We start from the raw sequence: 24,016 nt of genomic DNA, 5'->3' as shown, positions 1-24,016 counted from the left end.
TTCCGGCGGGGCGCACGACCGGAGTCACGAGAGGGCTCACACATGAACAACAGCGCCCCCTGCTCCGTACCTGAAAGTTGTGAAGACCTCGAAAAGCTGAGCAACGTTCAATTGTTACCTGACGTAACAGCCACTAAGGGACACCGCAAGCCCTTACGGCCCGTAGATAACAACGCAATAACTCAAACGCCGTACCCCTCGGTATGGAGCCACTTAGAGTGCGGCAGCGGGACCGCCTTCCCGAACCGCTCGGAGTTGCCCCCATGAACCCTCGTCGTAGTAACAGTTCGCTCCCCAAACCGGGCCGGTCGGCCTACGGGGTGGCGACCGCTGCTGTTCTGCTGCTCATACCCCTGGTGGTGCTGATCGGCGGCAGCTGGCTCACGGAGTTCCTCAACTTCGGGGCCGGCGTCCTGTCGCTCGTGTGTCTCACCTGCTCGGTGATCTGGGGCCTCGTCGCCCAGGACCGGATGATCCTCAACACCCGCCAGCGGATCATCGCGCAGGGCATCCACCGGGTGACCGCCGTGGCCTCGATCGCGTTCCTGCTGGTGCACATCGGCGTGAAACTGGCGCTGGACCACGTCGGCCCGCTCGCCGCGCTGATCCCCTTCAGCCTCGTGTTCGCGGGCGGCGACGAGATCCCCGGCAGCGCCTTCCTCATCGGCCTGGGCTCCCTGGCCGCCCTGCTCATGATCTTCGTGGGCATCACCGGCGCGCTGCGCAACCAGTTCGCCTCCCCTGCGCCGGTCGCCGCGCGCTGGCGCGCGATGCACATGCTGGCCTACCCGGCCTGGTGCGCGGCGCTGGTCCACGGCCTGTTCGCAGGCCGCCCGGCGAAGACGTTCTTCATGGTCTGCTACGAACTCTGCGTCGTCGCCGTCGCCGCGGCCCTCGCGCTGCGCGCCGCCCCGCGCCCCGTCAAGCGCAAGTTCGCCGACCGGATCGCCCAGGTCATCGGCCGTGACGAGTCGGCGGGCCGCGAGGACCTGGAGGAGAGCCGCGCCAGGGCGTCGTCCGGGTCCGCGCTGCCGGGCTACGAGAACCAGCGCCCGGGGCGGGGCTCGCGCGGTGAGCGCTCCGCACGCGAGGAGCGGCCGGGCCCGCTGCCCGGAATGCCCTCCCAGGCGCCCGCGTCCGCGGAGTCCACGGGCGGCTTCGCCGCCGCCTACCGCGCCGTCTCGCCCCGCTCCCGCGGGCGACAGCAGTCCTACGCGGCCGACCAGACCGCCCGCATGGACCTGCCCCCGGACCTACAGCCGACGGAGGCGATCCCCCGCGTCGACGGCGGCGGCAGCACCTCGGGCAGCTGGCCGATCCCGTCCCCGCCACCCGTGGGCGAAGCACCCCCCTCGTCCTACGACCCGCTCAACGACACGGGATACAACATCCCCGTCTATGGCAATTCAGGCGCCCAGGGCTACGGCACCGGCGCTGCGGGCTACGGCTCGAGTGATGTGTACGACACCGCTGAGACGAACGCCGTCTTCGGCACGTACAACCAGAACGACACGTACAACAACAGCGGTCCCGCCACTGAAACACTGCCCGGTGCCTCCTACGACTTCGACGCACCGGGTTCGGGCGAACCTTGGAACACGCCTTCCGGAGGCTTTAAGTGAACGAGGCCCTGCCCGACGTACCCGAAGTCCGCGTGGTCGGTCTTCCCCAGCTCACGTCGGGCTTCGACCTTGTCGAAAGACTCGATCTGCCCATGCATCTGAAGGTGCACGGGCCGCTCGAACCGATGGGCGGCGAGCAGCTCGCGAAGCTCGCCGAGAACATCAATCTGAAGGGCCGCGGCGGCGCGGGCTTCCCCTTCCACAAGAAGCTGCGCTCGGTCGCGGAGGCCGCGATCAAGCGCGGAGTCCGACCGGTCGTGGTCGTCAACGGCAGTGAGGACGAACCGGCCTGCCGCAAGGACACGGTGATGATCAACCGTGCCCCGCACCTCATCCTGGACGGCGCGCTGCTGTGCGCCGAAGCCCTGGGTGCCCGCACGCTCGTGGTGGCGGTCACCCGGGAGTCCACCCAGCGCTCCATGGAGGCCGCCCTCGCCGAACGCGGCCTCAGCAACAGCCGCCGCTCCGCTCTACGCGCGTTCGTCCAACGCAACCCGGTGCGCATGGTCACCGGCGCCGCCGCCTCCGTCATCCGCTCCATCGACGGCGGCCCGGCGATCCCGCCCGGCCGCAAGGTCAGCGCCTCGCAGAACGGCGTCGGCGGCGCCCCGACCCTGCTGTCCAACGCCGAGACGTTCGCGCAGCTGGCCATCGCCGCCCGCATCGGTCCGGAGCGCTACGGCAACACCGGCCTGTACGACGAGCCGGGCACCGTCATGCTCACGGTCTCCGGCGCGGTCACCCGCCCGATGGTCATCGAGGTGCCCACGGGCGTGCCGCTGCGCTACGTCCTCCAGCTCGCCGGCGCCCCGCCCGTCCCGCAGGGTGTGCTGACCGGCGGCTACCACGGCAAGTGGATCGACGCGGCGACGGTCAACGAGGCGATCGTCTCCCGTAACTCCCTGGACGCCGTGGGCGGGGCGCTCGGCGCCGGCGCGATCCTGCCGATCACTCAGGAGACCTGCCCGCTGGGCGAGTCACTGCGGGTCGCGCAGTGGCTGGCCGAGGAGAGCGCGGGGCAGTGCGGCCCCTGCTACCTCGGTCTGCCGGCCGCCGCGCGCGGCATGGAGGACATCCTCAACGGCGGCGGACCGGCCGCCCTGGAGGCCCTCAAGCAGGTCGCGAAGAACGTGAAGCGGCGCGGCGCGTGCTCGCACCCGGACGGCTCCGCGATGTTCCTGGAGTCGACCATCAAGGCGTTCACCGACGACCTGGCGGCCCATGTCCTCGGCAACGGCTGCGGACGGCCCGTGGAGGGCGTTCTGCCGCTCTTCGAGGGCGGCAGGGGCCCGTCGGGCATCCCTGGCGGCGCCGAGTCGGAGGAGAACGGCCCCAGCCGTCAGAAGATCTACGTCGACTGGACGCTGTGCCGCGGCCACGGCCTGTGCGCGGACATCCTTCCGGAGGTCTTCCAACTGGGCGCCGACGGCTTCCCGACCGTCGCCCAGGCGAAGGTCCCGCGCTACGCCGAGGCCAAGGCCCTGCGCGCGGTACGCCGTTGCCCCGCCCTCGCCCTGCGGATCGAGGAGGACACCCGCGCGGGGGACTCCTCCCGCAACAACCTGCCGGTCCTCTCCCAGGGCCGCGGCAGGCGCGCGCTGGGCCGCTGAAGCCCGGCACGCACGCGTAGAGGGGCCGTCCGATCCGGACGGCCCCTCGTTCGTTCCCCAACCGGCCTTGGAACCAACGGCGTTCGAGCACGAAAAAGATCCCGCCGGATCGAATCGACCCGGCGGGATCTCGCTGTGGAGCTAAGGAGAATTGAACTCCTGACCTCCTGCATGCCATGCAGGCGCTCTACCAACTGAGCTATAGCCCCTTGCTTTGGTCCGCCCGGTTTCCCTGGCGGCGACGCCAACATTACCGGGCGACCCAGTGCAGCACCAAATCGTTTCCATCCGACACCGGTACGACACCGATACGCCCACTAATGTCGGATTCCGTGACCGTGATCGCGCCGCCCGGAGTCCACCGCCGAGCACCGGTCGCCCTGGGCGCCTGCCTGGTCTCCTTCGCCGCGTTCTGGGTCGCGCAGAGGGTCGCGGACGTCTCGATGATCGACCTGATGGTGTACCGGGCCGAGGGCGCGACCGTACGGGCGGGAGGCGACCTGTACGCGCTGCGGGCGACGGCCGCGGGCCTGCCCGCCACCTACCCGCCGTTCGCGGCCCTGCTGTTCACCCCGCTGACGCTCCTCGACGCGGCGACCCTGCACACCCTGGCGACGGCCGGGAACCTCGCGCTTGTGGTGGTGTTCGTGCGGCTGTCCCTGCGTCTGGTCGGGCACGCGCGGGTGGAGACCGTCTGGTGGGTCGCCGCGGTGGCTGTGTGGTGCGAGCCGGTGTGGACGACTTTGCGGTACGGGCAGATCAATCTGCTGCTCGCCGTCCTGGTGCTGTGGGATCTGTCACGCCGGCCGGGAGAACGCTGGGCCGGCGTCGGCATTGGGTGCGCTGCGGCGGTCAAGCTGACGCCCGCCCTGTTCGCGGTGTTCCTGCTCGTCACCGGTGTCGTGGCCCGGCGTCGGCACGGATCCGGCGGCCCCTGGTTGCGGCACGCGCGCGTGGCGGCTTCCTGGTTCGCCGCGGCGACCGCGCCGGCCGCCGCTGTACTGCCGTACGACTCCTGGCGTTTCTGGACCCATGTGGTGTTCGCGGCGGGGCGCGTCGGGCACGCCGAGGACACCGCGAACCAGGCCCTGCGCGGCGTTCTTGCCCGGCTGCTGCACACTCCGGAGCCCGGGGCCCTCTGGGCGCTGACAGCGGCCGTGGTGGTCGTGGCAGGGCTGGGCGTGGCCGTGGTGGCCGAGCTGCGCGGGCGGCGGCCCTGGGCGGTGGCCGTGTGCGCGGTGACGGGGCTGCTCGCCAGTCCGGTGTCCTGGTCTCACCACTGGGTGTGGTGCGTGCCGGTGGTCCTGCTCCTCGGCGCCCCCGGTACGCGCGCGTACCGGGCTCTCGCCCTCGGCACGCTGCTGGTCTTCTCCTCGTATGCGCTGTGGTGGGTGCCCCATGGGCCAGAACGGCACGAACTGCACCAGAACGGCATCGAGTTGCTGCTGTCCGCCCTCTACGGGACGGCCGGTTGTCTTTTCCTTGTGATCGCCGGGGTGTCCCTCATGAATCGGAACCCCGGCGGGACTCAAGCCGTGACGAAGGAATAGAAACGCTTGAGCGTGCAGTGTTCTTCGAGGAGACGGCCATAGATCGGTTCACCCTCGAGTTCACGGTAGGTCTCGATGGGGTCGCCTTTTATGATCAGCGCCCGCGCGCATTCCTCGCACCAGTACTGGTAGTCGGGGTTCACCGGTTCCATGTCACGGACGATCGGCGTTCCGCTGCCGCACCAGTCGCACTTTCGCCTGTGTGCACCCATCGATCAGCTCCAGCTGTGGCCGCAGGCCGTGCACACGTAGGAAATTCCGCCGTTGTCACCAAGAAGCTGGGCGACATGGACGGAGCCGCAGGAAGGGCAGCTGAGGCGAGTGATCGTATCCCGTGTCAAAGCTGCTTCGAGGAGGCCACCGACCTCCTCGAGGATGCTCGCAGGCATCACTACTCCCTCCCGTCGGGCCGCGCCCCCTTCCGGCCGTTTGATTCTGCCACGGCCGGACCAATACGGTCAGCGACGCCTCAGTACCAGTCCGGACACGGCAGCCTTCGCCGCCGTACGGACCGTGCGCACCCGCACCCCGAAGCGCCTCGTGAGAGGTATACGCCTGGCGGGGCCCGAGTGACTCAAGCCGGATCCGAACAGTCCGGCGAAGGCCGGGGCCGTGCGCGAACCGGCCGCACCCACCCGGCCGTTGATCCGGGCGCCCGCCGTGGATACCAGAAGATCCCGCCGATCGAAGCGATCGGCGGGATCTCGTTGTCTCGCTGTGGAGCTAAGGAGAATTGAACTCCTGACCTCCTGCATGCCATGCAGGCGCTCTACCAACTGAGCTATAGCCCCTGGTCCCACGTGGCGGAGCCACATGGTGTTTCGCCCCGCTCGGCGGGGCGAACAAGAAGAACTTTAGCCTGCGACCTGCCAGAAAGTGAAATCCGGGCCGGCGTCAGTCGTCGTCGCCGAGGACCGGCTCCGGCAGGGTGCCGGCGTTGTGCTCCAGCAGACGCCAGCCGCGGGCACCCTCGCCCAGGACGGACCAGCAGCAGTTGGTGAGACCGCCGAGGCTCTCCCAGTACCGGGGCTCCAGGCCGATGAGGCGGCCGATGGTCGTACGGATCGTGCCGCCGTGGCTGACCACGACGAGCGTGCCGTTGTCGGGGAGCTTCTCGGCGTGCCGGACCACCACGGGGGCGGCGCGGTCGGCGACCTCGGTCTCCAGTTCGCCGCCGCCGCGGCGCACCGGCTCGCCGCGCTTCCACGCCGCGTACTCATCGCCGTACCGCTCGATGATCTCCTCGTGCGTCAGGCCCTGCCAGGCGCCCGCGTAGGTCTCGCGCAGGGCCTCGTCGTACGTCACCTCCAGGGCCGTGAGCGCGGCCAGCTCGGCGGCCGTGTGGGCGGCGCGCTGGAGGTCGGAGGCGATGATCGCGTCCGGCTTGAGGCCGGCGAGGAGCCGGGCGGCACGGCGGGCCTGGGCGAGGCCGGCCTCGGTGAGGGCGACGTCCGTGGTGCCCTGGAAGCGGCGCTCCACGTTCCACGAGGTCTGGCCGTGCCGCCACAGGATGACGCGGCGGCCGGGCTTGCCCGTGGGCACCTCGTCGGTGGTGCTCATCGCCATTCACCGCCCAGCTCGGCCGCTTCCTCGGCGGCCTGGAGCTTGGCGTGCTCCGCGGCCTTGCCGCGGGTGGCCTTGGCGTCCTCGGGCAGGTCGAGCTCGGGGCAGTCCTTCCACAGCCGCTCCAGGGCGTAGAAGACGCGCTCCTCGCTGTGCTGGACGTGGACGACGATGTCGACGTAGTCGAGCAGCACCCAGCGGGCCTCGCGGTCACCCTCGCGGCGCACCGGCTTGGCGCCGAGCTCTTTCTGGAGCCGCTCCTCGATCTCGTCGACGATCGACTTGACCTGGCGGTCGTTGGGCGCGGAGGCCAGCAGGAAGGCGTCCGTGATCGACAGGACGTCGCTGACGTCGTAGGCGATGATGTCGTGCGCGAGCTTGTCGGCGGCGGCCTGGGCGGCGGTGTGTACGAGCTCGAGGGAACGGTCGGTAGCGGTCACTACAAGGCTTTCGGTCGGCGGGCACTTGGCTTTACTCGACCTCAAGGGTCTCACGGACCGGTGACAACACCCCACGTGATTACCGGCTCACGTGGGGTGGCCTGCGGTTTTTGCGCGCGCTGCGGCTACGAGGACGACGGCTTGTAGTCCTGGCCGAGCACCACCGAGACATCCGCGTTCCCCGACACGTCGCCCTTCGTGACCGCGTCGGCGGACAGGCCGAGGGTCTTGGCGACCTCGGTGGCGTCGGCCTTGTCGGCGGTGTCGGCGTAGACGACCTCGGACGTGGCCTCGGCGGACGCGGTGCCGCCCTCCAGGAAGGTGAAGCCGCCGTTCAGCAGCACCACGCGGGCCTTCTCGGTGTTGTCCTTGACGCCGCTGGCGTTACGGATGGACACGCGGACCGCGGCGCCCTTGTCGGGGCTCTTGGCGGTGCCGCCGAGGACGTCCTTGACGACGGCGGCGCTCGCCCGGGCGCTGAGGGTGCCGTCGGTCCGGACGGGCAGCATGGCCGTCTTGTAGTCGCCGCCCTTGGCGAGTTCGGCGAGCTTGGCGAGGAAGGCGCCGAGGTCCTTGTCGGTCAGCGGCGGCTCGATGATCATGCCCAGCGTCTGCACGGTGACGGTGGCGCCCTGGGTGTCCGAGGTCAGCTTGCGCAGCGTGGCCTGCATGACCTGCCCGAACCGCTCCAGCTGGGCGTTCTGCGCCTCTCCCGAGGCCTGGTACGTGGCGTAGGCCACGGCCATCTTGCCGCTGAGGGTCTGGGCCTTGCCCTTGCGGACGAGGGGCGCGCTGCCCTTGGCCTTGGCGTCCGGGTCGGGCACGTCGGCGTTGGTGTCGACCTCGATGTTGCCGACCAGGTCGACGAGGTTCTGCAGATACGGGGTGTCCAGCCGCCAGGTGCCCTGGATCTCGGTGCCGAGGACGGTGTCGATGGCGTCGCGGGTCCCGGAGGATCCGTCGTCGTCGACCGACTTGGCCAGGGTGGTCGTGCCGTCGTCGCCGGTCAGGGCGAGGGAGTTCGGCAGCAGGACGGTGGTGCCCTGGTTGGTGGTGGTGTTGTCGACGAGCAGGGCCGTGGAGGTGCCGCCCTTCTTGGTGTTGTGCAGATGGACGACGATCACGTCACGCTTCTGGGCGCCCACGGCCGTCGCGGTGCCCTCCTTGCTGTCGCTCGACGACAGTCCTGGCAGCTTCCCGGCGTACCAGAGGTAGCCGGCCCCGCCCGCCGCCACGACCGCCAGGACGACCACGAGCGCGACCACACGCGCGCGTGCCCGTCGCCGGGCCTCCTCGCGGCGCTCGGTGCGGTTCTCGGTGAACTTCAGCCAGTCGATGACGTCCTCGGAGTCCCCGTCGGGCTCCTCGACGAACGAGAACTGCTCGGTGTGGTACTCCCGGTCGCCCCGGTCACCCCGTTCCTGGAGCTGCGGCTCCTCGACCGGCCCGGCCTGCTGCGGGATGTAGGCGGTCTGCTCGGCGACCCGGTGCTGCTGTCCGCTGGTGGCGGTACGGCCGTACGGGTCGTACGGCGGCGAGTGTGCGCCCTGCTGGGGGTGCGTACCGGTGCCGTACGGGTCGTAGGCGGGCGTGGGCGGCTGCTGGCCGGTGTCGCCGGTCCCGTAGGGGTCGTACGGCGGGACCGGCTGCTGCCGGCCGGTCGCGTACGGGTCGTAGCCGTAGCCCTGCTGTCCGTACGGGTCGTACTGCTGCTGGGGCGCCTGTTGCTGCGCCGGGATCTGCCGGTAGACCGGCTGCCCGTACTCGTCGTAGCCGACGAGTTCGTACTGGTCGGCCTCGTATCCCGCGGCCCCCGCGTCGTATCGGTCGTTCACCGGTCGCCCCTCTCGGCTCACTCGCCTCACTCGCCGCGGTACAGCTCGCGCTTGTCGATGTAGCGCACGACTCCGTCCGGCACCAGATACCAGATGGGGTCGCCCTTTGCGACTCTCGCGCGGCAATCGGTGGACGAGATGGCCAGAGCCGGAACCTCGACCAACGACACACCGCCCTCCGGGAGCCCGGCGTCGGTGAGGTCGTGGCCGGGCCGGGTGACCCCGATGAAGTGCGCGAGGGAGAACAGTTCCTCCGAGTCCCGCCAGGTCAGGATCTGGCCCAGGGCGTCGGCGCCGGTGATGAAGAAGAGGTCCGTGTCGGGGTTGAGCGCGCGTAGATCACGCAGGGTGTCGACGGTGTACGTCGGGCCGCCGCGGTCGATGTCGATGCGGCTGACGGAGAACTGGGGGTTCTCGGCCGTGGCGATGACCGTCATCAGATAGCGGTCCTCGGCCGGGGAGACATGCCGGTGGCTCTTCTGCCATGGCTGGCCGGTGGGAACGAACACGACCTCGTCGAGGTGGAACTGCGCGGCTACCTCGCTGGCCGCGACGAGGTGGCCGTGGTGGATCGGGTCAAACGTTCCGCCCATGACGCCGAGGCGGCGCTTGCCGGGGTTCGACGGGCCGTTTCCGGGGCCGGTAGGCATGTCCTGCTCTCCCATGCGTGCAGACCCTACCGGCCCCGCCTGAGAGCCCAGGGCCTGTCCGGGACTCAGCGGTCGCGGTTGAAGCGGGTGGTGATCCACAGCAGGAGCAGCAGGATGACGAAGGCGCCACCCCCGGTGAGCCACGGGCTGATGCTTTCGTGATTGCCCCCGTGCTCCTCGCCCTCGGCGGCGAGGGTGACCAACTGGGCAGCGGCGCTGTGGAAGCTCATCTTCGGCGTGACCTATCGGGTGTGGGCGGGATAAAGATGTCGGCCCATCGTAAGCGGGCGCCATGACGGGGATCACGCCGACTCCACCGTTGGGGCGCCAGGGCGGCGGGTGGGGAACCTTCCCGGGGGCTCAGTCGTCCTTCCGCCTGTAGCCCCGCAACAGGAACCACGCGGTCAGCACACAACCCACGACCATCACGATCAGCACCACCCGGAGCAGATTCCCCGCCCCCTGCTGCTCGGCCGCGCTCGCGGCCTCGGTGAGCCAGGCGGCCGGGGGGTTGTGCTCCATGACGCGGAACTCCTTCGCTGTAGTGCCCGTCCACGGTAACTCCGCCTAGGCTGGGCTCTGCTTCGGGGGCGCAAAGGGCGGAACAAGGCTCCGTAAAGGGCCGCACAGAGCCATAGCCGGTGATCCAGACGCACATGGGGGATGACATGTCCGAAGGCCACGAGCAGGGCGGGCACGAGAACGTGCCGAGCAGGCAGCGCAGGCGTTTCCCGGGGATCTCCTCGCGTGCGTACGAACACCCGGCGGACCGCTCGGCCCTGGTGGCCCTGCGCAAGCTCAGCGGCTTCGACACCGTCTTCAAGGCCCTGAGCGGCCTGCTGCCGGAGCGCAGTCTCCGGCTGCTGTTCCTGTCGGACTCGGTCCGGGTCTCGGACCAGCAGTTCGCGCACCTCAACGACATGCTGCGGGACGCCTGTTACATCCTGGACCTGGAGAAGGTCCCGCCGATGTACGTCAACCAGGACCCGGTGCCGAACGCGATGTGCATCGGCCTGGACGAGCCGATCATCGTGGTCACCACGGGGCTGCTGGAGCTGCTCGACGAGGAGGAGATGCGGGCGGTGGTGGGCCACGAGGTGGGCCACGCTCTCTCCGGTCACTCGGTCTACCGCACGATCCTCCTCTTCCTCACCAGCCTCGCCGTCCGGGTCGCCTGGATCCCGCTGGGCAACATCGCGATCATGGCGATCGTGACCGCGCTGCGGGAGTGGTTCCGCAAGTCGGAGCTGTCCGCCGACCGGGCGGGTCTGCTCGTCGGCCAGGACCTCACGGCCTCGATGCGCGGCCTGATGAAGCTCGCCGGCGGCCACCATCTGCACGAGATGAACGTGGACGCGTTCCTGAAGCAGGCCGAGGAGTACGAGGCGGGCGGCGACCTGCGCGACTCCGTCCTGAAGATCCTGAACGTGCTGCCTCGCTCCCACCCCTTCACCACGGTGCGCGCTGCCGAGCTGAAGAAGTGGGCCGAGTCCCGCGACCACCAGCGGATCATGGACGGCCACTACCCGCGCCGCTCGGAGGACAAAGACACCTCGGTCACCGACTCCTTCCGCGAGTCGGCCTCCCACTACACCACCCACGTGAAGTCCTCCAAGGACCCCCTGATGAAGCTGGTCACGGACATCGCGGGTGGCGCGGGGGACCTGGGCGGCCGGGTACGACGGGGTTTCGGCGGCTTCACGGGTACGGCCCCCAGGGAGGAGCCGCGCCGGGACGACGTCAGGCGAGACGACGGCGGGGACAACGCCTGACGGCCACCTGTGGCTTGCGCAGCGGTTTCCTCGCCCCCGCCGCCCCTACCCGTCCCATCCTTCTGGGGCTCCGCCCCAGACCCCGCTCCTCAAACGCCGGAGGGGCTGAGTTCTTTCACCCGCCGTGGGCGGTCCCGCTCACACCTTCGGCTGCGACCCCGCCGCCAACGACCCGCACAGCGCCGTCGCCCCACCCGTGGCATACGGATCCGTCCCCGCCGGTCCGCCCTCCTTGGCCGTCTGCCCCGCCAGTAGCGGATGCAGCCGGTTCGTCGAGTCCTCGGCGCAGGACAGCGGCCCCGCCTGGACGTAGGAGACGACCAGCTGGGTCTGGCGCAGCCGCAGGTCCTCACGGTCGAAGCGGAAGTGCAGCTCCCGCCGCACGGTGAACAGCGAGGCCTCGGCCGCCTTCTCCCCCGCGGCCCTGGCCTGCGCAGCCGCCGCCCGCAGCGCGTACACGAACGTGTGATCGGCCGTGACCTCCAGCGTCGCGGCGTCGGTCTCCGCCGCCTGGAGCGTGCCCTGCACCCGGATCCTGCGGTCGGCCAGCTCGGTCTGGGAGGCGTCGAAGCGAACCAGCCACCCGGTCGGCGCGTGCCGCCCGTCGGCTGCCGGATGCCCGAAGCTCTGGTCGAACTGGTCCAGTTGGTCGGGATCCAGCAGCACCCGGACCGGACGGATCTGTTCGCCGGTCAGCACCTCCGGATACAGCGCGGACCGCACGATGTAGTCCTTCGCGATGCTCAGCGCGTTCGTCACCTGACTGTCCGAGAAGTGCGCGGTGCGCCGGGCGGCCGGCAGCGGGATGCCCTCGGCGCCGATGCGGAACTGAGCGGCGGGACTGTGGGCGTACAGGTACTCCGGATCGGTCGCCCCGGGCACCTTGCCCTGCGGGGCGAGCGGGATGACGGTCATACGCAGCGGCTCGGCGGGCGGCCCTGAGCTCGCGGGGGTCTGGTAGGGGTGCCGTACACCCATGTAGATCGCCGTACCGAAGGCCACGGCGATCAGCAGGACCAGGATCAGCGCCTGCCGGGACAGGCCCCGGCGCAGTGGCGCGCGGCGTACGGCCGGCGCGTGGTCGGCCATGCGCTCCTGCGCGGAGAACTCCTGGAGGCGGGCAGCGCGGACGAACGACTCGTCGAAGACGACGGATCGGTACTCGTCCTCGCCACCTCCGGGGCTGCCCTCGGGTGTCCCGTCAGGTGGGTCTCCTGGCCCTCCCATATCTTCAGGGTAGGTCGCCGGGAGGTCACGTAAACGCCCTGCTACACGACAAGTTCTGACAGGTTCTCACCAGGAGGGAAGGCTGCCCTCCGTAGTGCTCAGGCCCTCGATCGGGTTCCGGTCACGGTGTTCGCGGCGTCGCCGAGGCGGCCGGCTGCGAGTAGTCGGCGGACGCCGAGGGCGACGCTTCCCTGCCCTGTTCGAGGCCTGTGGACGCCGGCGGCGGGACCTGGTCCCGGCTGTTCGAGGAGGCACCCCGGTAGACCGCCGCGAAGGCCAGCGCGACCATGCCGATGCCCATGACGAGGGCGAGCAGCCAGGCGACGGGGCGGTGCCAGCGGACCTTTTTGCCGTATGTCCCGGGGGCGCCGTAACGATCCTCGAGGATGTCCGGGTCATCCAGATCGTCCAGCTCGGGATCATGGCCGAAAGCGGTGCGGCCGTCGGGGCCGTACGCCTCGTCGTACCGCTCGCCTCGGCCAGGCGCCCGGCGCGCCTCCGCCTCGGAGGCCTCCGCTCTGGCCTGGGCGGCGGCCAGGAGGCGCTCCACGGCGGTCGGCTCGTGCACCACGGCCGCCTGTACGAAGGCCTCGTCGAAGACCACGGAGGCGAACTCTTCGTCCGACACCCCGCGGTCGTGGTCGTCGTCGGGCTCCCAGCCGTCAGGGAACGGCGTGCCCCCCACGTCCTCCGGCACGGATCCAGAGTAGTCCCGGGGGGTCATTTTGGGCAGACGGTATGGAAATTCATCCGGCTTGCGAGACACCTCGGGTGCGGCGCGCGCCGTCCGGCCCTCCGGCGCGCCCCCTGTCAGCAGGGACGCGCCCCCCGAGCGCGGAGGATCATTCAGCGCCGTACGTGCCCGTCCCCGGTGACGATGTACTTCGTGCTGGTCAGCTCGGGCAGCCCCATCGGCCCCCGGGCGTGCAGCTTCTGGGTGGAGATACCGATCTCCGCGCCGAAGCCGAACTGGCCGCCGTCGGTGAAGCGGGTGGAGGCGTTCACGGCGACCGTCGTGGAGTCGACCAGCTGGGTGAACCGGCGGGCGGCCTGCTGCGAGGTCGTGACGATGGCCTCGGTGTGACCGGAGGTCCACAGCCGGATGTGCTCGACGGCCTTGTCCAGCGAGTCCACGACCGCCGCGGCGATGTCGTACGACAGGTACTCGGTCTCCCAGTCCTCCGCCGTGGCCTCGACGACGGTCGCCTTGGAGTCCTTGGCGTACGCCAGCACCCTTTCGTCGGCGTGCACGGTCACGCCGGCCTCCGCGAGGGCGTCCAGGGCGCGCGGCAGGAACTCGGGGGCGATGTCCTGGTGGACCAGGAGGGTCTCGGCCGCGTTGCAGACGCTGACGCGGTGGGCCTTGGAGTTGATCAGGATCTCGATCGCCATGTCGAGGTCGGCGTGGGCGTCGACGTAGACATGGCAGTTGCCGGTGCCGGTCTCGATGACGGGGACGATGGACTCGGTGACGACGGTCTGGATCAGCGAGGCGCCGCCGCGCGGGATCAGCACGTCGACGAGCCCGCGGGCGCGCATCAGCTCGCGCACGCTCTCGCGGCTCTCGCCGGGCACCAGCTGTACGGCGTCGGCGGGCAGCCCGGCCCCGCCGACGGCGTCGCGGATCACCCGGACGAGTGCGCTGTTCGACTCGTACGCCGAGGCCGAGCCGCGCAGCAGCACCGCGTTGCCGGACTTCAGGCAGAGGGCGGCGGCGTCGACGGTGACGTTCGGGCGGGCCTCGTAGATGATCCCGACCACGCCCAGCGGGACACGGACCTGGCGCAGGTCGATGCCGTTGGGGAGGGTGGACCCGCGGACGACCTCGCCGACGGGGTCGGGCAGCGCGACGACGTCCCGCACGTCGGAGGCGATGGCCCGCACGCGCTCCGGGGTCAGCGTCAGCCGGTCGATGATCGCCTCGCTGGTGCCGGCCTCGCGGGCCTTGGCGATGTCCCGGGCGTTGGCCTCGACGATTTCGCTCGTACGGACCTCCAGCGCGTCCGCGATGGCGAGCAGCGCGTCGTCCTTCTCGGCCCGCGGCAGCGGGGCGAGGTCGGCGGCGGCGGACTTGGCGCGGTAGGCGGCCCGGTTGACCGGGGACATGGAGTCGTACGGCGAGAGCGTGGTCATGAAAGAAGGGTAGTGCGACTGCGAGGCCGGTCCAGCGCTCGTTCCAAACCCCGAGACAAGCACCACAGGCCACTCAAGGGGCACAGGACCACTCAAGGCACCCGAGCCGCCTCAAGGCGCACAAGGCCGGTCAATAGGGATGTACTCCCACCGGGCTCGCCGGCGGCAGTCCGTACCCCTCCGCGATCCGCTGGTGGTAAGTCTCGCGGTCGATGACCTCCAGGCCGACGATCTCCCAGGGCGGCAGCCCAGCGCTCTGCCGGTGCTCGCCCCACAGGCGCAGGGCGACGGCGGCCGCGTCGTGCAGGTCGCGGGCCTCTTCCCAGTAGCGGATCTCGGCGTGGTCGCCCGCGTACCTGCTGGTCAGCAGAAAGGGGTGGTCGTGGGCGAGCTGTTCGAGGGCGCGCCGCACCTCCTGTAGCGGGGCCTCCTGACCGGAGACGCTGAGGGTGACGTGCCACAGGCGGGGCAGGTCCTTGGGCTCCTCGTACCGGTCGCCGGCCGCGACGCTCGTCAAGGCGCGCTCCTCACCGGCCGCGCGGGACGAGGCCCCACCGGCACTGCGGGACGCCGTCCCAGGGCGCACTCGTCTCACGACGGCCTCCTTTACGCAGTGACCGACTCGGTGGTCGTACGGAATGTCCCTGAGACAAAGTTGAGCAGGCCGCAAGGGCTCGCGGGGCGGTTTTGCGGAACGTCCACCTCAGGGCGACGTTTGAAGCGGGGCGTTCCCCCCGTTTTCGGCCGGGGGTCCGGGGGTTGCCCCCGGGGCAATGCAGCGCGGAACGTCCACCTCAGGGCCACGTTTGAAGCGAGGCGTTCCCCCCGTTTTCGGCCGGGGGACCGGGGGTTGCCCTCGGGGCAATGCAGCGCGGAACGTCCACCTCAGGGCCACGTTTGAAGCGAGGCGTTCCCCCCGTTTTCGGCGGGAGGTCCGGGGGTTGCCCCCGGGGCAACGCAGCGCGGAACGTCCACCTCAGGGCCACGTTTGAAGCGGGGCGTTTCCCCCGTTTTCGGCCGGGGGACGCCGACCGGTGCCGGCTCGCCGAGGTGTCTATGGCTCCAGGATCACCAGGTCGTCCCGGTGCACGACCTCGCGCTCGTACTCCGCGCCCAGCTCCCGCGCCAGCTCCCGCGTCGAACGGCCGAGCAGTTGCGGAATCTCCTTGGCGTCGAAGTTGACGAGCCCGCGCGCGACCGCCCGCCCGGCGGTGTCCCGCAGTTCGACCGGGTCGCCCGCGCTGAAGTCGCCCTCGACGGCGGCGATGCCGGCCGGCAGCAGCGACGTGCGGCGTTCGACGACCGCCCGGACCGCGCCGTCGTCCAGCGTCAGCGAACCCTGCGGGGTCGACGCGTGCTGGAGCCAGAGCAGGCGGTCGGCGGAGCGCTTGCCGGTGGCGTGGAAGTAGGTGCCGGTGTCGCCGCCGTGCAGCGCCTCCGCAGCGTGGATCGCGCTGGTCAGGACCACGGGGATACCGGCCGCGGCCGCGATCCGGGCCGCCTCGACCTTGGTGACCATGCCGCCGGTGCCGACACCGGCCTTGCCCGCGGTGCCGATCTCGACGTGCGCGAGGTCCTCCGGCCCACGCACCTCCGCTATCCGCGACGTACCAGGCTTGCTGGGGTCACCGTCGTACACGCCGTCCACGTCGGACAGCAGTACCAGCAGATCCGCTCGTACCAAATGGGCCACCAAGGCCGCCAGGCGGTCGTTGTCGCCGAAGCGGATCTCGTCGGTGGCGACGGTGTCGTTCTCGTTGACGATCGGGAAGGCGCCCATCGCGAGGAGCTTGTCGAGGGTGCGCGAGGCATTGCGATGGTGGGCGCGGCGGCTCATGTCGTCGCTGGTCAGCAGCACCTGGCCGACACGGACACCGTGCCGGGCGAAGGACGCGGTGTAGCGGGCGACGAGCAGGCCCTGGCCGACGCTGGCGGCGGCCTGCTGGCGGGCCAGGTCCTTGGGGCGGCGGCGCAGGCCCAGCGGGGCGAGCCCGGCAGCGATGGCGCCCGAGGAGACGAGCACGACCTCCTTCTCCCCGCCGCTGCGGCTCTTGGCCAGGACGTCGACGAGCGCGTCCACGCGGTCGGCGTCCAGGCCGCCGGACGCGGTGGTCAGCGACGAGGAGCCCACCTTGACGACGATCCTGCGGGCCTCGCGCACACCCTGCCTTGCCCCTGCCACCTGTGCTCTTTCCCCTCGCGTGCAGCCGGTTGCCTGCTCGGCAATCTACGCGAAGTGGATCGTTCGGCGCGCGGGGATTCCAGCCCCCGGACAGGCGGGCGGTGGCCGCTCGGTCTCGCTCCGGGCCCCCCAGGACACATGCGTGTCGTCTGTAGGCCGCCACGCGTTAACCCGGGCGCACGACGTCCCGCGCCGACCTTGGAGTGACCGCGTTGCCCGCACCCCTGTCCCGCATTCCGGCCAGAGCATTCGTCACGGCTCTCCTGGCCGCCGCCTTCTGCGCCCAGGCCGTGGCGGCGCTGCGCCCGCACGTCCCGCTGCTGCTCGCCGCGACGGTCGTGTCCCTGGCCGTCGAGGGCGTGCTGTACCGCTGGCATCGTGGCGTGCTGTCGGTGTTCGCCAAGTCGCACGCGGACATCACCGTGCGCCACGTACTGCGGGACCTGCTGCTGGTCGTGGCCCTGTTGCGGCTCGGCGAGCAGCAACGGGAGACGCTGTACACGCCGCTCGTCGCCGGGCTGCTCGCCTTCTACGCCCTGCACTGCGCGATCCAGGGGGTCTCGGTGCTGGTCCGCCGCACCCGCACGCTGCCGGTGCTCACCCGCAACATCGACGCCTCCGCCCTGCGCCTGTCCGCCGCACCGCCGGTCCTGCTGCGCCGCCCAGCCCACCGGCTGCTGGTCTTCGGCCTCCCGGCCACGGCGGGCCTGCTGGCCACGGCGGCCACCGACGACCCCCGCTGCGGGGCCCTCGGCATCGCGCTGTCCCTGGGGCTCGCCCTCCTCGGCCTGTACGACCTTCTCGTACGGCTGCTGCCGAGCCGTCGCCCGGCGAGCGAGCGGGAGGCGCTGGAGTGGCTGGACGCCTGGCTGGCGGAGTACCGGCCGACGGTCGGGCTCTACTTCTCCGGCGGCGCGTCCTCGGCGTACCAGGCGAACATGTGGCTGGAGCCGCTGGCGCAGCTGGACGGACGGCCGCTGATCGTGCTGCGGGAGCGGTTCATGGTGCAGAAGATCGCGCCGACCGACGTACCGATCCTCTGTCTGCCGAAGGTCTCCACGCTGATGCGCCTGGAGGAGTCCTCGCTACAGGTCCTCATCCACCCCTCGAACTCCGGCAAGACCTCCCAGGTCCTGCGCATCCCCACGCTGAAGCACACCTTCGTCAACCACGGGGAGAGCGACAAGCTGTCGTCCTGCAACCCGTACGCGAAGGCCTACGACGAGGTGTGGGTGGCCGGTCCGGCGGCGCGCGAGCGGTATGCGTACGCCGAGGTCGGCGTCGAGGACAAGGACGTGGTGGAGATCGGCCGCCCGCAGCTGGACGGCGTACGGCCGTACGAGGGCGCGCCGGCCGGAGTGTGCACGACCGTCCTGTACGCCCCGACCTGGGAGGGCTGGGACGGCAATCCCGGCAACACCTCGGTGATCGAGGCCGGCGAGAACCTCGTGCGCGCGCTGCTCGCGGACCCGGCCGTCCGGCTGCTGTACAAGCCGCATCCGCTGACGGGCTCCGTGGATCCGCGGGCCGGGGCGGCCGATCTGCGGATGCGCGAGCTGATCAGGGCGGCGAACAGGGAGCGGACCGGGGAGCGGCCGGGCGACACCGGTGAACTCGCCCTTCTGACTGCTGAGCTGGACCGTCTGACCGCGATCGCCGGGCGGGCGAGCGCCGATCAGGTGGAGCGGATGCTGCTCCAGTCGGCGCCGGAGCCGGGGCGGGCGGAGGCGGTGGCGCGGACCACGGCCGCCTGGGAGGAGGCCTACTGGGCGTCGCTGCCCGAGTGGGAGCACCAGATCGTCACCGACGTCAGGCCCACGCTGTACGCCTGCTTCAACCAGGCGGACCTGCTGATCAGCGATGTGTCCAGCGTGATCAGCGACTTCCTGGCGAGTGGGAAGCCGTATGCCGTGGCGAACACCAGCGGCCTCGCGGAGGACGTGTTCCGCAAGGCCTTCCCGACCGCGCGCGCGGCGACCGTGCTGACGCCGGACGCGGCGGGGGTGCCGGAGCTGCTGGACGCGGTGCGGCACCCCGAGAAGGACGAACTGGTTCAGGCGCGGGCGGAGTTGAAGCGTCACCTGCTGGGGCCGGACGAGCCGGCGTCACAGGTGCGCTTCAACGAGGCCGTGCAGTCGCTGTGTTCCGCCGCGCTGGAACACCGGGCCCGGATGGCCGAGCGACTGGCGGCGGAGACCCCCGAGATCCCGGATCAGCGACGGTCCGTCACGCCGCGGCGGCCCGCCCACCCGGCCTAGCCCGGCCCGAGGCCCTCAGCACCCGGCGCGCCTTGCGCATCGCACGCCGCAGGAACGAGTCGGCACCGCCCTCGCGATACCCGTGGAAGGCGCGGGCCTCGCGGGGTTCGGCGAGGTAGACGGAGTCGGGGATCCCCGCCGTCCGGTCCCGGAAGTGCGGGTAGACGAGGTAGACACGGCGGCCCTTCTTCTCCAGGAGGGCCGCTGCCTGCTTCTTGGCCTTGATGAACTCCACCACGGGGAGGAGGAGCTCGGGCCGCTGCTCGGCGACCAGGTGCAGACGCAGGCGCTCGTGGACCTTGAGGCGGCGGGCGATGTCCGGGGTCCAGTAGGCGTCCATGAGGGGCTTGGCCAGCTCCAGCTTGTGGCGCCTGACCTCCTCGCTGTCCCTGGCGTACACGGGCCCGAACTGCGGCAGCAGGGTGATCAGGAACGGGCGGACCATCAGCAGGTCGCGCCGGTCGCCGGCGGGTACGAGCTCGGCTATCAGGTTCATCAGGGCGCGCGCGGAGTCGAAGCGCAGGGTGTAGCCGCCGCTCTTCGTCACGTGCTTGCCGTCGTCCCGGCCGACCAGGTAGTAGCAGGTGTGGTCGGCGACCACGGAGACGCCGTCGGCCCGCAGATAGGCCTCCATCGTGAACAGCGCGTCCTCGCCGGTCCACAGGGACTCGTCGAAGCGCATGTTGTGGCGGGTCAGCAGATCACGGCGGAACAGCTTCTGCGCGCTCAGGGTGAACTTGATGTTGGAGGAGTAGACGTCGGTCCGGTCCAGCGTCTTGCCCCACATCGACTTGGGCGCGGTGCGGTTGACACCCTCGACCTTGCCGAGCACGACATCCGTGCCGTTCTTGTCAGCCATCGCGACCATGCGCTGCAGGGCCTCGGGGCCCAGCCGGTCGTCGGCGTCCAGGAAGAAGACATACCGCCCGGCGGCCTTGCCCAGGCCGACGTTGCGCGGGCCGCTGGGACCGCCGGAGTTCTCCTGACGGATCACGGTCACCGGCATCGCCGCCCGCGCCGCGAACTCCTCCAGGCACTCCCCTGTCCCGTCCGTCGAACCGTCGTCGACGGCGATGACCTCGATGCGCTCCGGGTCGATCGTCTGTGCCTCGACGGATGCCAGGCACTCGACCAGATACGGCATCGCTTCGTACGCCCCGATGATCACGCTCACATCAGGCTGCGCAGCGGTCACTTTTCCCCCTCGTTAACGGGATATCTCCCCCGTATCGCCTCTTTGGCTACCTGATAGACGGCCGAGCGATGCAACCGGTTGCCTAGAACCTGTGTTTTCGTGACGCACATCACAAACATCGACAGACATGGGGTCACGTTAATCGGGCACGGTAAGAGGCCCGTCAGAAACGGCGCGGCCCCCGAGGAATCGCTCCTCGAGGGCCGCGCCGTCTGCTCTTCCGCGGGGTCAGGCCGTCACGTCGTCCTCTGCCGTCACGACCCGCTGGGCGGGCACGCCCGCCAGCTCGTCCTCGGCGGCTCCGGCCGCCGCCCGTGACGCCTGGCCGACGTTGCGCGCCTCCGCCTTGATCGCGAGGTTCGCCACGGCGGTGTTGAACTGGTCGATGGACGTCGGCTCGTCCGGGCCGAGCAGATACCGCTTGAGTTCGCCCCGGTCCGCCGCCAGCGGGTCGGCCGCCGGGTCCCGTACGGCGTCCAGCAGGCCGTCCAGCTCGGCCGCGCTGTTGGACAGGATCGTCGCGGCGCGCACCGCGGTGTTCTGCCGCTTGAACTCCTCCACGCCCAGCTCGGCGGAGTCGGTGACGGCGTACGGCTTGCCGCTGGCGATGAAGTCGGAGACCACGCTGGAGATGTCGGAGACCATCGCGTCGGAGACGTTGAAGCAGTCGTACAGACGCGGCTCGGCGCCCGTGATGACGCGGTGCTCGTGGCTGCCGAAGGAACGCCAGTACGCGGTGTTCCACTCGGCGCGCAGCCGGGCGACCTCCTCGTGCCGGGCCATGTCGACCAGCCCGTCACGGGTGGCCTCGGCCTCGTCGCCGCCCTTGCCGGCCGGCTTGCCGGACAGCTCGGCGAGGCGGGCCTCGATCCGGGCCAGCTCGGCCTTGGCGGCGGTCTGCGCGGCGGCGTCGGCCGTGAAGCGCGGGTCGGTGGCGCGCTCGGCGGCGGCCTTCTCGACCAGGGCGGTGATCCGGCGGTGCGCGGCGCCGGCCTGCTTGCTGACGGTGCCCGTGAAGGGGTGCGGCTTGTACAGGACGCGGACCGGCGGATCGGCCGTGACCAGCTTCTTCACGATGTTCTCACCGGCGAGCACGATCGAGGTGTTGCCGGGGTTGCCGTCCCAGCCCTCCCAGGTGGGGGCGTAGAGGACGGTCGGGCAGCGTCCGTCAGCGGCTCCGCCGCGGGGGCCCTCGGGCACACCCCGCCAGGTCTGGATCGGCGCGAGCTGCGGGCGGCCGACCTCGACGATGTCGTCGTCGCGGATGCCGACGTCGGCTATGGCGTAGCGGTCGCGGCCCGCGCGCCCGGCGGTCCACACCTCGTCGTAGACCTTGCTGTACGGGTTGACGCTGGCCAGCTTGTCGCTGTCGCCGTGGCCGATGAAGACGTGCTTCATGGTGGGGACGCGCAGCAGGTGGATGTTCTTGCCGACGTTCGCCGCGTACAGGGCGACGCGCACGTTGGACAGGTCCAGGTTCATCAGGTGCACACCGCCGGGCACGCAGATGACGGGGACCGTGGTGGGCGCCAGGTTGTTCAGGATGACCCGCTCACGCAGGATGATCAGCGGCCGGGAGTCCAGCTGCTCCATGGTCTCCAGCCACATGTTGACCTGGTAGGCGGAGTCCTTGGAGCCGGAGAAGTACAGCACCGTCTCGGGCCGGTACTCGGCCAGCCAGGCGTCGACGGCGGCCAGGACCTTCTGCCCGTTCGGCGGGATCTTCGCGCCGCGGACGTACGGGACGAGCGCCAGTACGTACAGGCAGCCCACGCCGACCGTGACACCGATGCCGACGAAGCCGGCCACGGCCGACTCCAGGGACGCCGAGACGAGGATGCCGGCGACGGCAGCGAGGTCGAGGTGCAGCATCTTCTCGGCGGAGCGGTGCAGCAGCCCGCGCGGCGGCGCGTTCGGGATGCGGATACGCGAGGCGATGTCGATGTTGCGGGTGGCGACCGGCATACGGCGGCGGTTGCGGATCAGGGTGACCAGCGCACCGTGCGGGGCCTGAAGGCCGTAGAAGGCGATGAAGCAGGCGATGGCGCCGTAGTAGATCAGGTCGTCCGCGAGGCCGAGGCGGGCCAGCAGCAGGATCAGCAGGAGCTGTCTGATCAGGAACCGGATCGACAGACCTGCCCGCACCTTGCTGAGGCGGTTGACCAGATAGCTGCTCTTGCGGTGCAGATAGTGGTCCGCCAGGTACGTCACGGCGGCCGCGGCCGCGAAGGCGGGGACGCTCGGGACGAGCGCGGCCAGCATGAGTGCCGGGAAGCCCAGCATCATGAAGGCCGCCGCGGCCAGCTCGGCCGCGCTGCCCACCCGGGCGACGCGAATAGCGGTGGATATCACGGAGAACCTGCTCAGGGAGAGGGGCCGGTCTGACGGGGGAAGGACTCAGGCCCCTGTGAATTCTTCGTGAACGAAGAATCGCAGAGGCCTGAATTCCATGAGGCTATTGACCGTTGATTATGCCATGCCGTCCTGGCGGTCCAGAACACTGGCCAGCGCCTGCTCGAAACCGGACGCCTTTCCGGCGGGCGCCGTCGGGTCCTGCTGGCGGACGTCGATCACATGGCCGGTCAGCTCGGAGAGCAGCACGTCCAGCGAGGTCCGGGCGACGGCCTCGGAGGAGAGCAGGCTGCCCGCGGGCTCCTGGCCGAAGGCCTTGGTGCGCATCGGGGTGGCGGTGCGCTCCGGGTTGATGCAGTTGACGCGGATGCCGTCGCCTGCCCACTCGTCGGACAGGGCCTGGGTGAGGTTCACCATGGCCGCCTTGGTCGAGGAGTAGAGGCTGTACTCGGCGCGACCCCGGGTGTAGCTGCTGGAGGTGTACAGCAGCAACTGGCCCTTGGTCTCCGACAGGTACTTGTACGAGGAGCGCGCGATCTGCACCGGGGCAAGGTAGTTGACCTTCAGCGCCTCCTCGATGGTGGCGTTGTCGGTCTCGGCGAGCTTGCCGATGCGCAGCACGCCCGCGGTGTTGACGACGTAGTCGATGCGCCCGGTCTCGGCGTACGCCTTGGACAGCGCGTCGTCGACCTCCTCCGGGTTCTCCACGTGGGTACCGGTGGTGGAGCGGCCCAGCGCGTACACCTTGGCGCCGTAGGACTCGGCGAGTTCGGCGATGTCCTTGCCGATGCCGTAGCTGCCGCCGAAGACGACGACCGTCTTGTCGGTCAGCAGCTCGCGGTAGGCCTCCTCGCTCACCTGCTCGGGGGTGGCGGTGGAGGCCAGCTGGAAGAGCTTGTCGGCGATGAAGACGTCGACGGGCTGGGTGACCTTCATGTTGTACTCGTCGCCCGCGACGACGTGGATCGGCACGTCCGGCAGGTACTTGAGCACGACGGAGCAGTCGTCCGTGGCCTGGAAGTTGGGGTCGCCGGCGGCCACCTCGTAGGCCCGCTTGATCGTGGACAGCTTGAACGCCTGCGGCGTCTGGCCGCGGCGCAGCCGGGAGCGGTCCGGGATCTCGGTGATGAACTCGCCGTCCTCGCCGTGCGTGCGCGTGACGATGATGGTGTCCGCGGACGGGATGGCGACGTCGACGGCCTGGAAGCGCTCCAGCGCGACCACACAGTCGTCGATCACGCGCTGCGACAGCAGGGGGCGCACGGCGTCGTGGAAGAGGACGTTGAGGTCCTCGCCCTCGGCCAGGCCCTCGCCGAGGGCGTCGATGGCGCGCTCGGTCGTCTCGTTCCGGGTCGAACCGCCCTCGATGATTTTCTTGACCTTCGCGAAGCCGGCCTTTGCGACGATCTTCTCGATGTCCGGTACGTACCCGGGTGCCATCAGCACGATGACGTCGTCGATCGAGTCGGCCTTCTCGAAGGTGGTCAGCGTGTGCTCGATGACTGCCTTGCCGGCGATCTTCAGCAGCTGCTTGGGGATCGACAGACCCACGCGCTGACCGGTACCACCGGCCAGGATCACTGCGGTGGTACGGGGCTTGGCTATGTGCTGGGACACAGGTGACCTA

General features: G+C 70.2%; 20 protein-coding genes and 2 tRNA genes. 5 read left to right on the top strand and 17 right to left on the bottom strand.

Annotation, left to right across the window (positions count from 1 at the left end; all coding sequences use genetic code 11):
• Positions 1-263: 263 nt before the first annotated feature.
• Together KUM44_RS04410 and KUM44_RS04405 are read left to right on the top strand one after the other, a co-directional pair.
• The gene (locus KUM44_RS04410) at positions 264-1,622 is read left to right on the top strand and encodes a ferric reductase-like transmembrane domain-containing protein (protein ID WP_217206377.1); all 1,359 of its coding nucleotides are present in this window, start codon (positions 264-266) and stop codon (positions 1,620-1,622) included.
• Positions 1,619-3,232, top strand: coding sequence for an NADH-quinone oxidoreductase subunit NuoF family protein (locus KUM44_RS04405; RefSeq protein ID WP_217206375.1), 1,614 nt, complete (start codon positions 1,619-1,621; stop codon positions 3,230-3,232). The genes KUM44_RS04410 and KUM44_RS04405 overlap by 4 nt, the downstream gene beginning before the upstream one ends.
• A gap of 136 nt (positions 3,233-3,368) precedes the next feature.
• Here KUM44_RS04405 and KUM44_RS04400 read toward each other — a convergent pair.
• A tRNA-Ala gene (locus tag KUM44_RS04400) sits at positions 3,369-3,441 on the bottom strand.
• 123 nt (positions 3,442-3,564) lie between these two features.
• On the opposite strand from KUM44_RS04400, the gene KUM44_RS04395 reads away from it, so the two are divergent.
• Positions 3,565-4,782, top strand: coding sequence for a glycosyltransferase 87 family protein (locus KUM44_RS04395; RefSeq protein WP_308402486.1), 1,218 nt, complete (start codon positions 3,565-3,567; stop codon positions 4,780-4,782).
• Here KUM44_RS04395 and KUM44_RS04390 read toward each other — a convergent pair.
• From KUM44_RS04390 to KUM44_RS04355, 8 genes are all read right to left on the bottom strand, one after another.
• Positions 4,761-4,994: a hypothetical protein gene (locus KUM44_RS04390; protein ID WP_003976229.1), complete on the bottom strand. Its 234-nt coding sequence runs from the start codon at positions 4,992-4,994 to the stop codon at positions 4,761-4,763. The two genes, KUM44_RS04395 and KUM44_RS04390, sit on opposite strands and share 22 nt — an antisense overlap.
• 506 nt (positions 4,995-5,500) lie before the next feature.
• Positions 5,501-5,573 (bottom strand) — tRNA-Ala (locus tag KUM44_RS04385).
• 103 nt (positions 5,574-5,676) lie between these two features.
• The gene (locus KUM44_RS04380; RefSeq protein WP_374202011.1) at positions 5,677-6,342 is read right to left on the bottom strand and encodes a histidine phosphatase family protein; all 666 of its coding nucleotides are present in this window, start codon (positions 6,340-6,342) and stop codon (positions 5,677-5,679) included.
• Entirely contained in the window at positions 6,339-6,785 is a 447-nt protein-coding gene (gene rsfS, locus KUM44_RS04375; RefSeq protein ID WP_217206369.1) for a ribosome silencing factor, read from the bottom strand. The genes KUM44_RS04380 and rsfS overlap by 4 nt, the downstream gene beginning before the upstream one ends.
• A 125-nt stretch (positions 6,786-6,910) precedes the next feature.
• Positions 6,911-8,620 carry an LCP family protein gene (locus tag KUM44_RS04370; RefSeq protein ID WP_217206367.1) on the bottom strand — a complete coding sequence of 570 codons (1,710 nt, stop codon included), beginning with the start codon at positions 8,618-8,620 and terminating at the stop codon, positions 6,911-6,913.
• 26 nt (positions 8,621-8,646) lie between these two features.
• A complete protein-coding gene (gene nadD / locus KUM44_RS04365) occupies positions 8,647-9,285 on the bottom strand; it encodes a nicotinate-nucleotide adenylyltransferase (RefSeq protein WP_217206366.1) in 639 nt (212 codons plus the stop codon).
• Between the two features lie 50 nt (positions 9,286-9,335).
• Positions 9,336-9,500, bottom strand: a complete 165-nt coding sequence (locus KUM44_RS04360) for a hypothetical protein (RefSeq protein WP_217206365.1) — start codon at positions 9,498-9,500, stop codon at positions 9,336-9,338.
• A 130-nt stretch (positions 9,501-9,630) separates the two neighbouring features.
• Positions 9,631-9,792, bottom strand: coding sequence for a hypothetical protein (locus KUM44_RS04355; protein ID WP_217206364.1), 162 nt, complete (start codon positions 9,790-9,792; stop codon positions 9,631-9,633).
• A 134-nt stretch (positions 9,793-9,926) separates the two neighbouring features.
• Between KUM44_RS04355 and KUM44_RS04350 the strand changes: the two genes are divergently transcribed.
• Positions 9,927-11,042, top strand: a complete 1,116-nt coding sequence (locus KUM44_RS04350; protein ID WP_217206363.1) for a M48 family metallopeptidase — start codon at positions 9,927-9,929, stop codon at positions 11,040-11,042.
• A gap of 138 nt (positions 11,043-11,180) precedes the next feature.
• On the opposite strand, the gene KUM44_RS04345 is transcribed toward KUM44_RS04350, so the two are convergent.
• The 5 genes from KUM44_RS04345 to proB form a co-directional block, all read right to left on the bottom strand.
• On the bottom strand, positions 11,181-12,269 hold the full coding sequence (locus KUM44_RS04345) for a hypothetical protein (RefSeq protein WP_217206362.1): 1,089 nt from the start codon (positions 12,267-12,269) through the stop codon (positions 11,181-11,183).
• A gap of 121 nt (positions 12,270-12,390) precedes the next feature.
• Positions 12,391-12,993 carry a hypothetical protein gene (locus KUM44_RS04340; protein ID WP_217206361.1) on the bottom strand — a complete coding sequence of 201 codons (603 nt, stop codon included), beginning with the start codon at positions 12,991-12,993 and terminating at the stop codon, positions 12,391-12,393.
• 122 nt (positions 12,994-13,115) lie between these two features.
• On the bottom strand, positions 13,116-14,402 hold the full coding sequence (locus KUM44_RS04335) for a glutamate-5-semialdehyde dehydrogenase (protein ID WP_217206358.1): 1,287 nt from the start codon (positions 14,400-14,402) through the stop codon (positions 13,116-13,118).
• Positions 14,403-14,532: 130 nt separating this feature from the next.
• A complete protein-coding gene (locus KUM44_RS04330; RefSeq protein ID WP_217206357.1) occupies positions 14,533-14,997 on the bottom strand; it encodes a hypothetical protein in 465 nt (154 codons plus the stop codon).
• A 459-nt stretch (positions 14,998-15,456) separates the two neighbouring features.
• Positions 15,457-16,584, bottom strand: a complete 1,128-nt coding sequence (gene proB / locus KUM44_RS04325) for a glutamate 5-kinase (RefSeq protein WP_217206356.1) — start codon at positions 16,582-16,584, stop codon at positions 15,457-15,459.
• A 212-nt stretch (positions 16,585-16,796) separates the two neighbouring features.
• On the opposite strand from proB, the gene KUM44_RS04320 reads away from it, so the two are divergent.
• Positions 16,797-18,842 carry a hypothetical protein gene (locus tag KUM44_RS04320; protein WP_217206355.1) on the top strand — a complete coding sequence of 682 codons (2,046 nt, stop codon included), beginning with the start codon at positions 16,797-16,799 and terminating at the stop codon, positions 18,840-18,842.
• Here the strand turns inward: KUM44_RS04320 and KUM44_RS04315 are convergent.
• From KUM44_RS04315 to KUM44_RS04305, 3 genes are all read right to left on the bottom strand, one after another.
• Positions 18,811-20,037, bottom strand: coding sequence for a glycosyltransferase family 2 protein (locus KUM44_RS04315; protein WP_217206354.1), 1,227 nt, complete (start codon positions 20,035-20,037; stop codon positions 18,811-18,813). The two genes, KUM44_RS04320 and KUM44_RS04315, sit on opposite strands and share 32 nt — an antisense overlap.
• A 228-nt stretch (positions 20,038-20,265) precedes the next feature.
• Positions 20,266-22,359, bottom strand: coding sequence for a hypothetical protein (locus KUM44_RS04310; RefSeq protein WP_217206393.1), 2,094 nt, complete (start codon positions 22,357-22,359; stop codon positions 20,266-20,268).
• Between the two features lie 147 nt (positions 22,360-22,506).
• Positions 22,507-24,006 (bottom strand): bifunctional cytidylyltransferase/SDR family oxidoreductase, encoded by a 1,500-nt coding sequence (locus tag KUM44_RS04305; protein WP_217206353.1) that lies wholly within the window; start codon positions 24,004-24,006, stop codon positions 22,507-22,509.
• Positions 24,007-24,016 lie beyond the last annotated feature (10 nt).

It is taken from the genome of Streptomyces sp. AC550_RSS872 (genome assembly GCF_019049285.1).
Taxonomy (GTDB): domain Bacteria; phylum Actinomycetota; class Actinomycetes; order Streptomycetales; family Streptomycetaceae; genus Streptomyces.
This window is presented reverse-complemented; position numbering and strand designations above follow the sequence as displayed.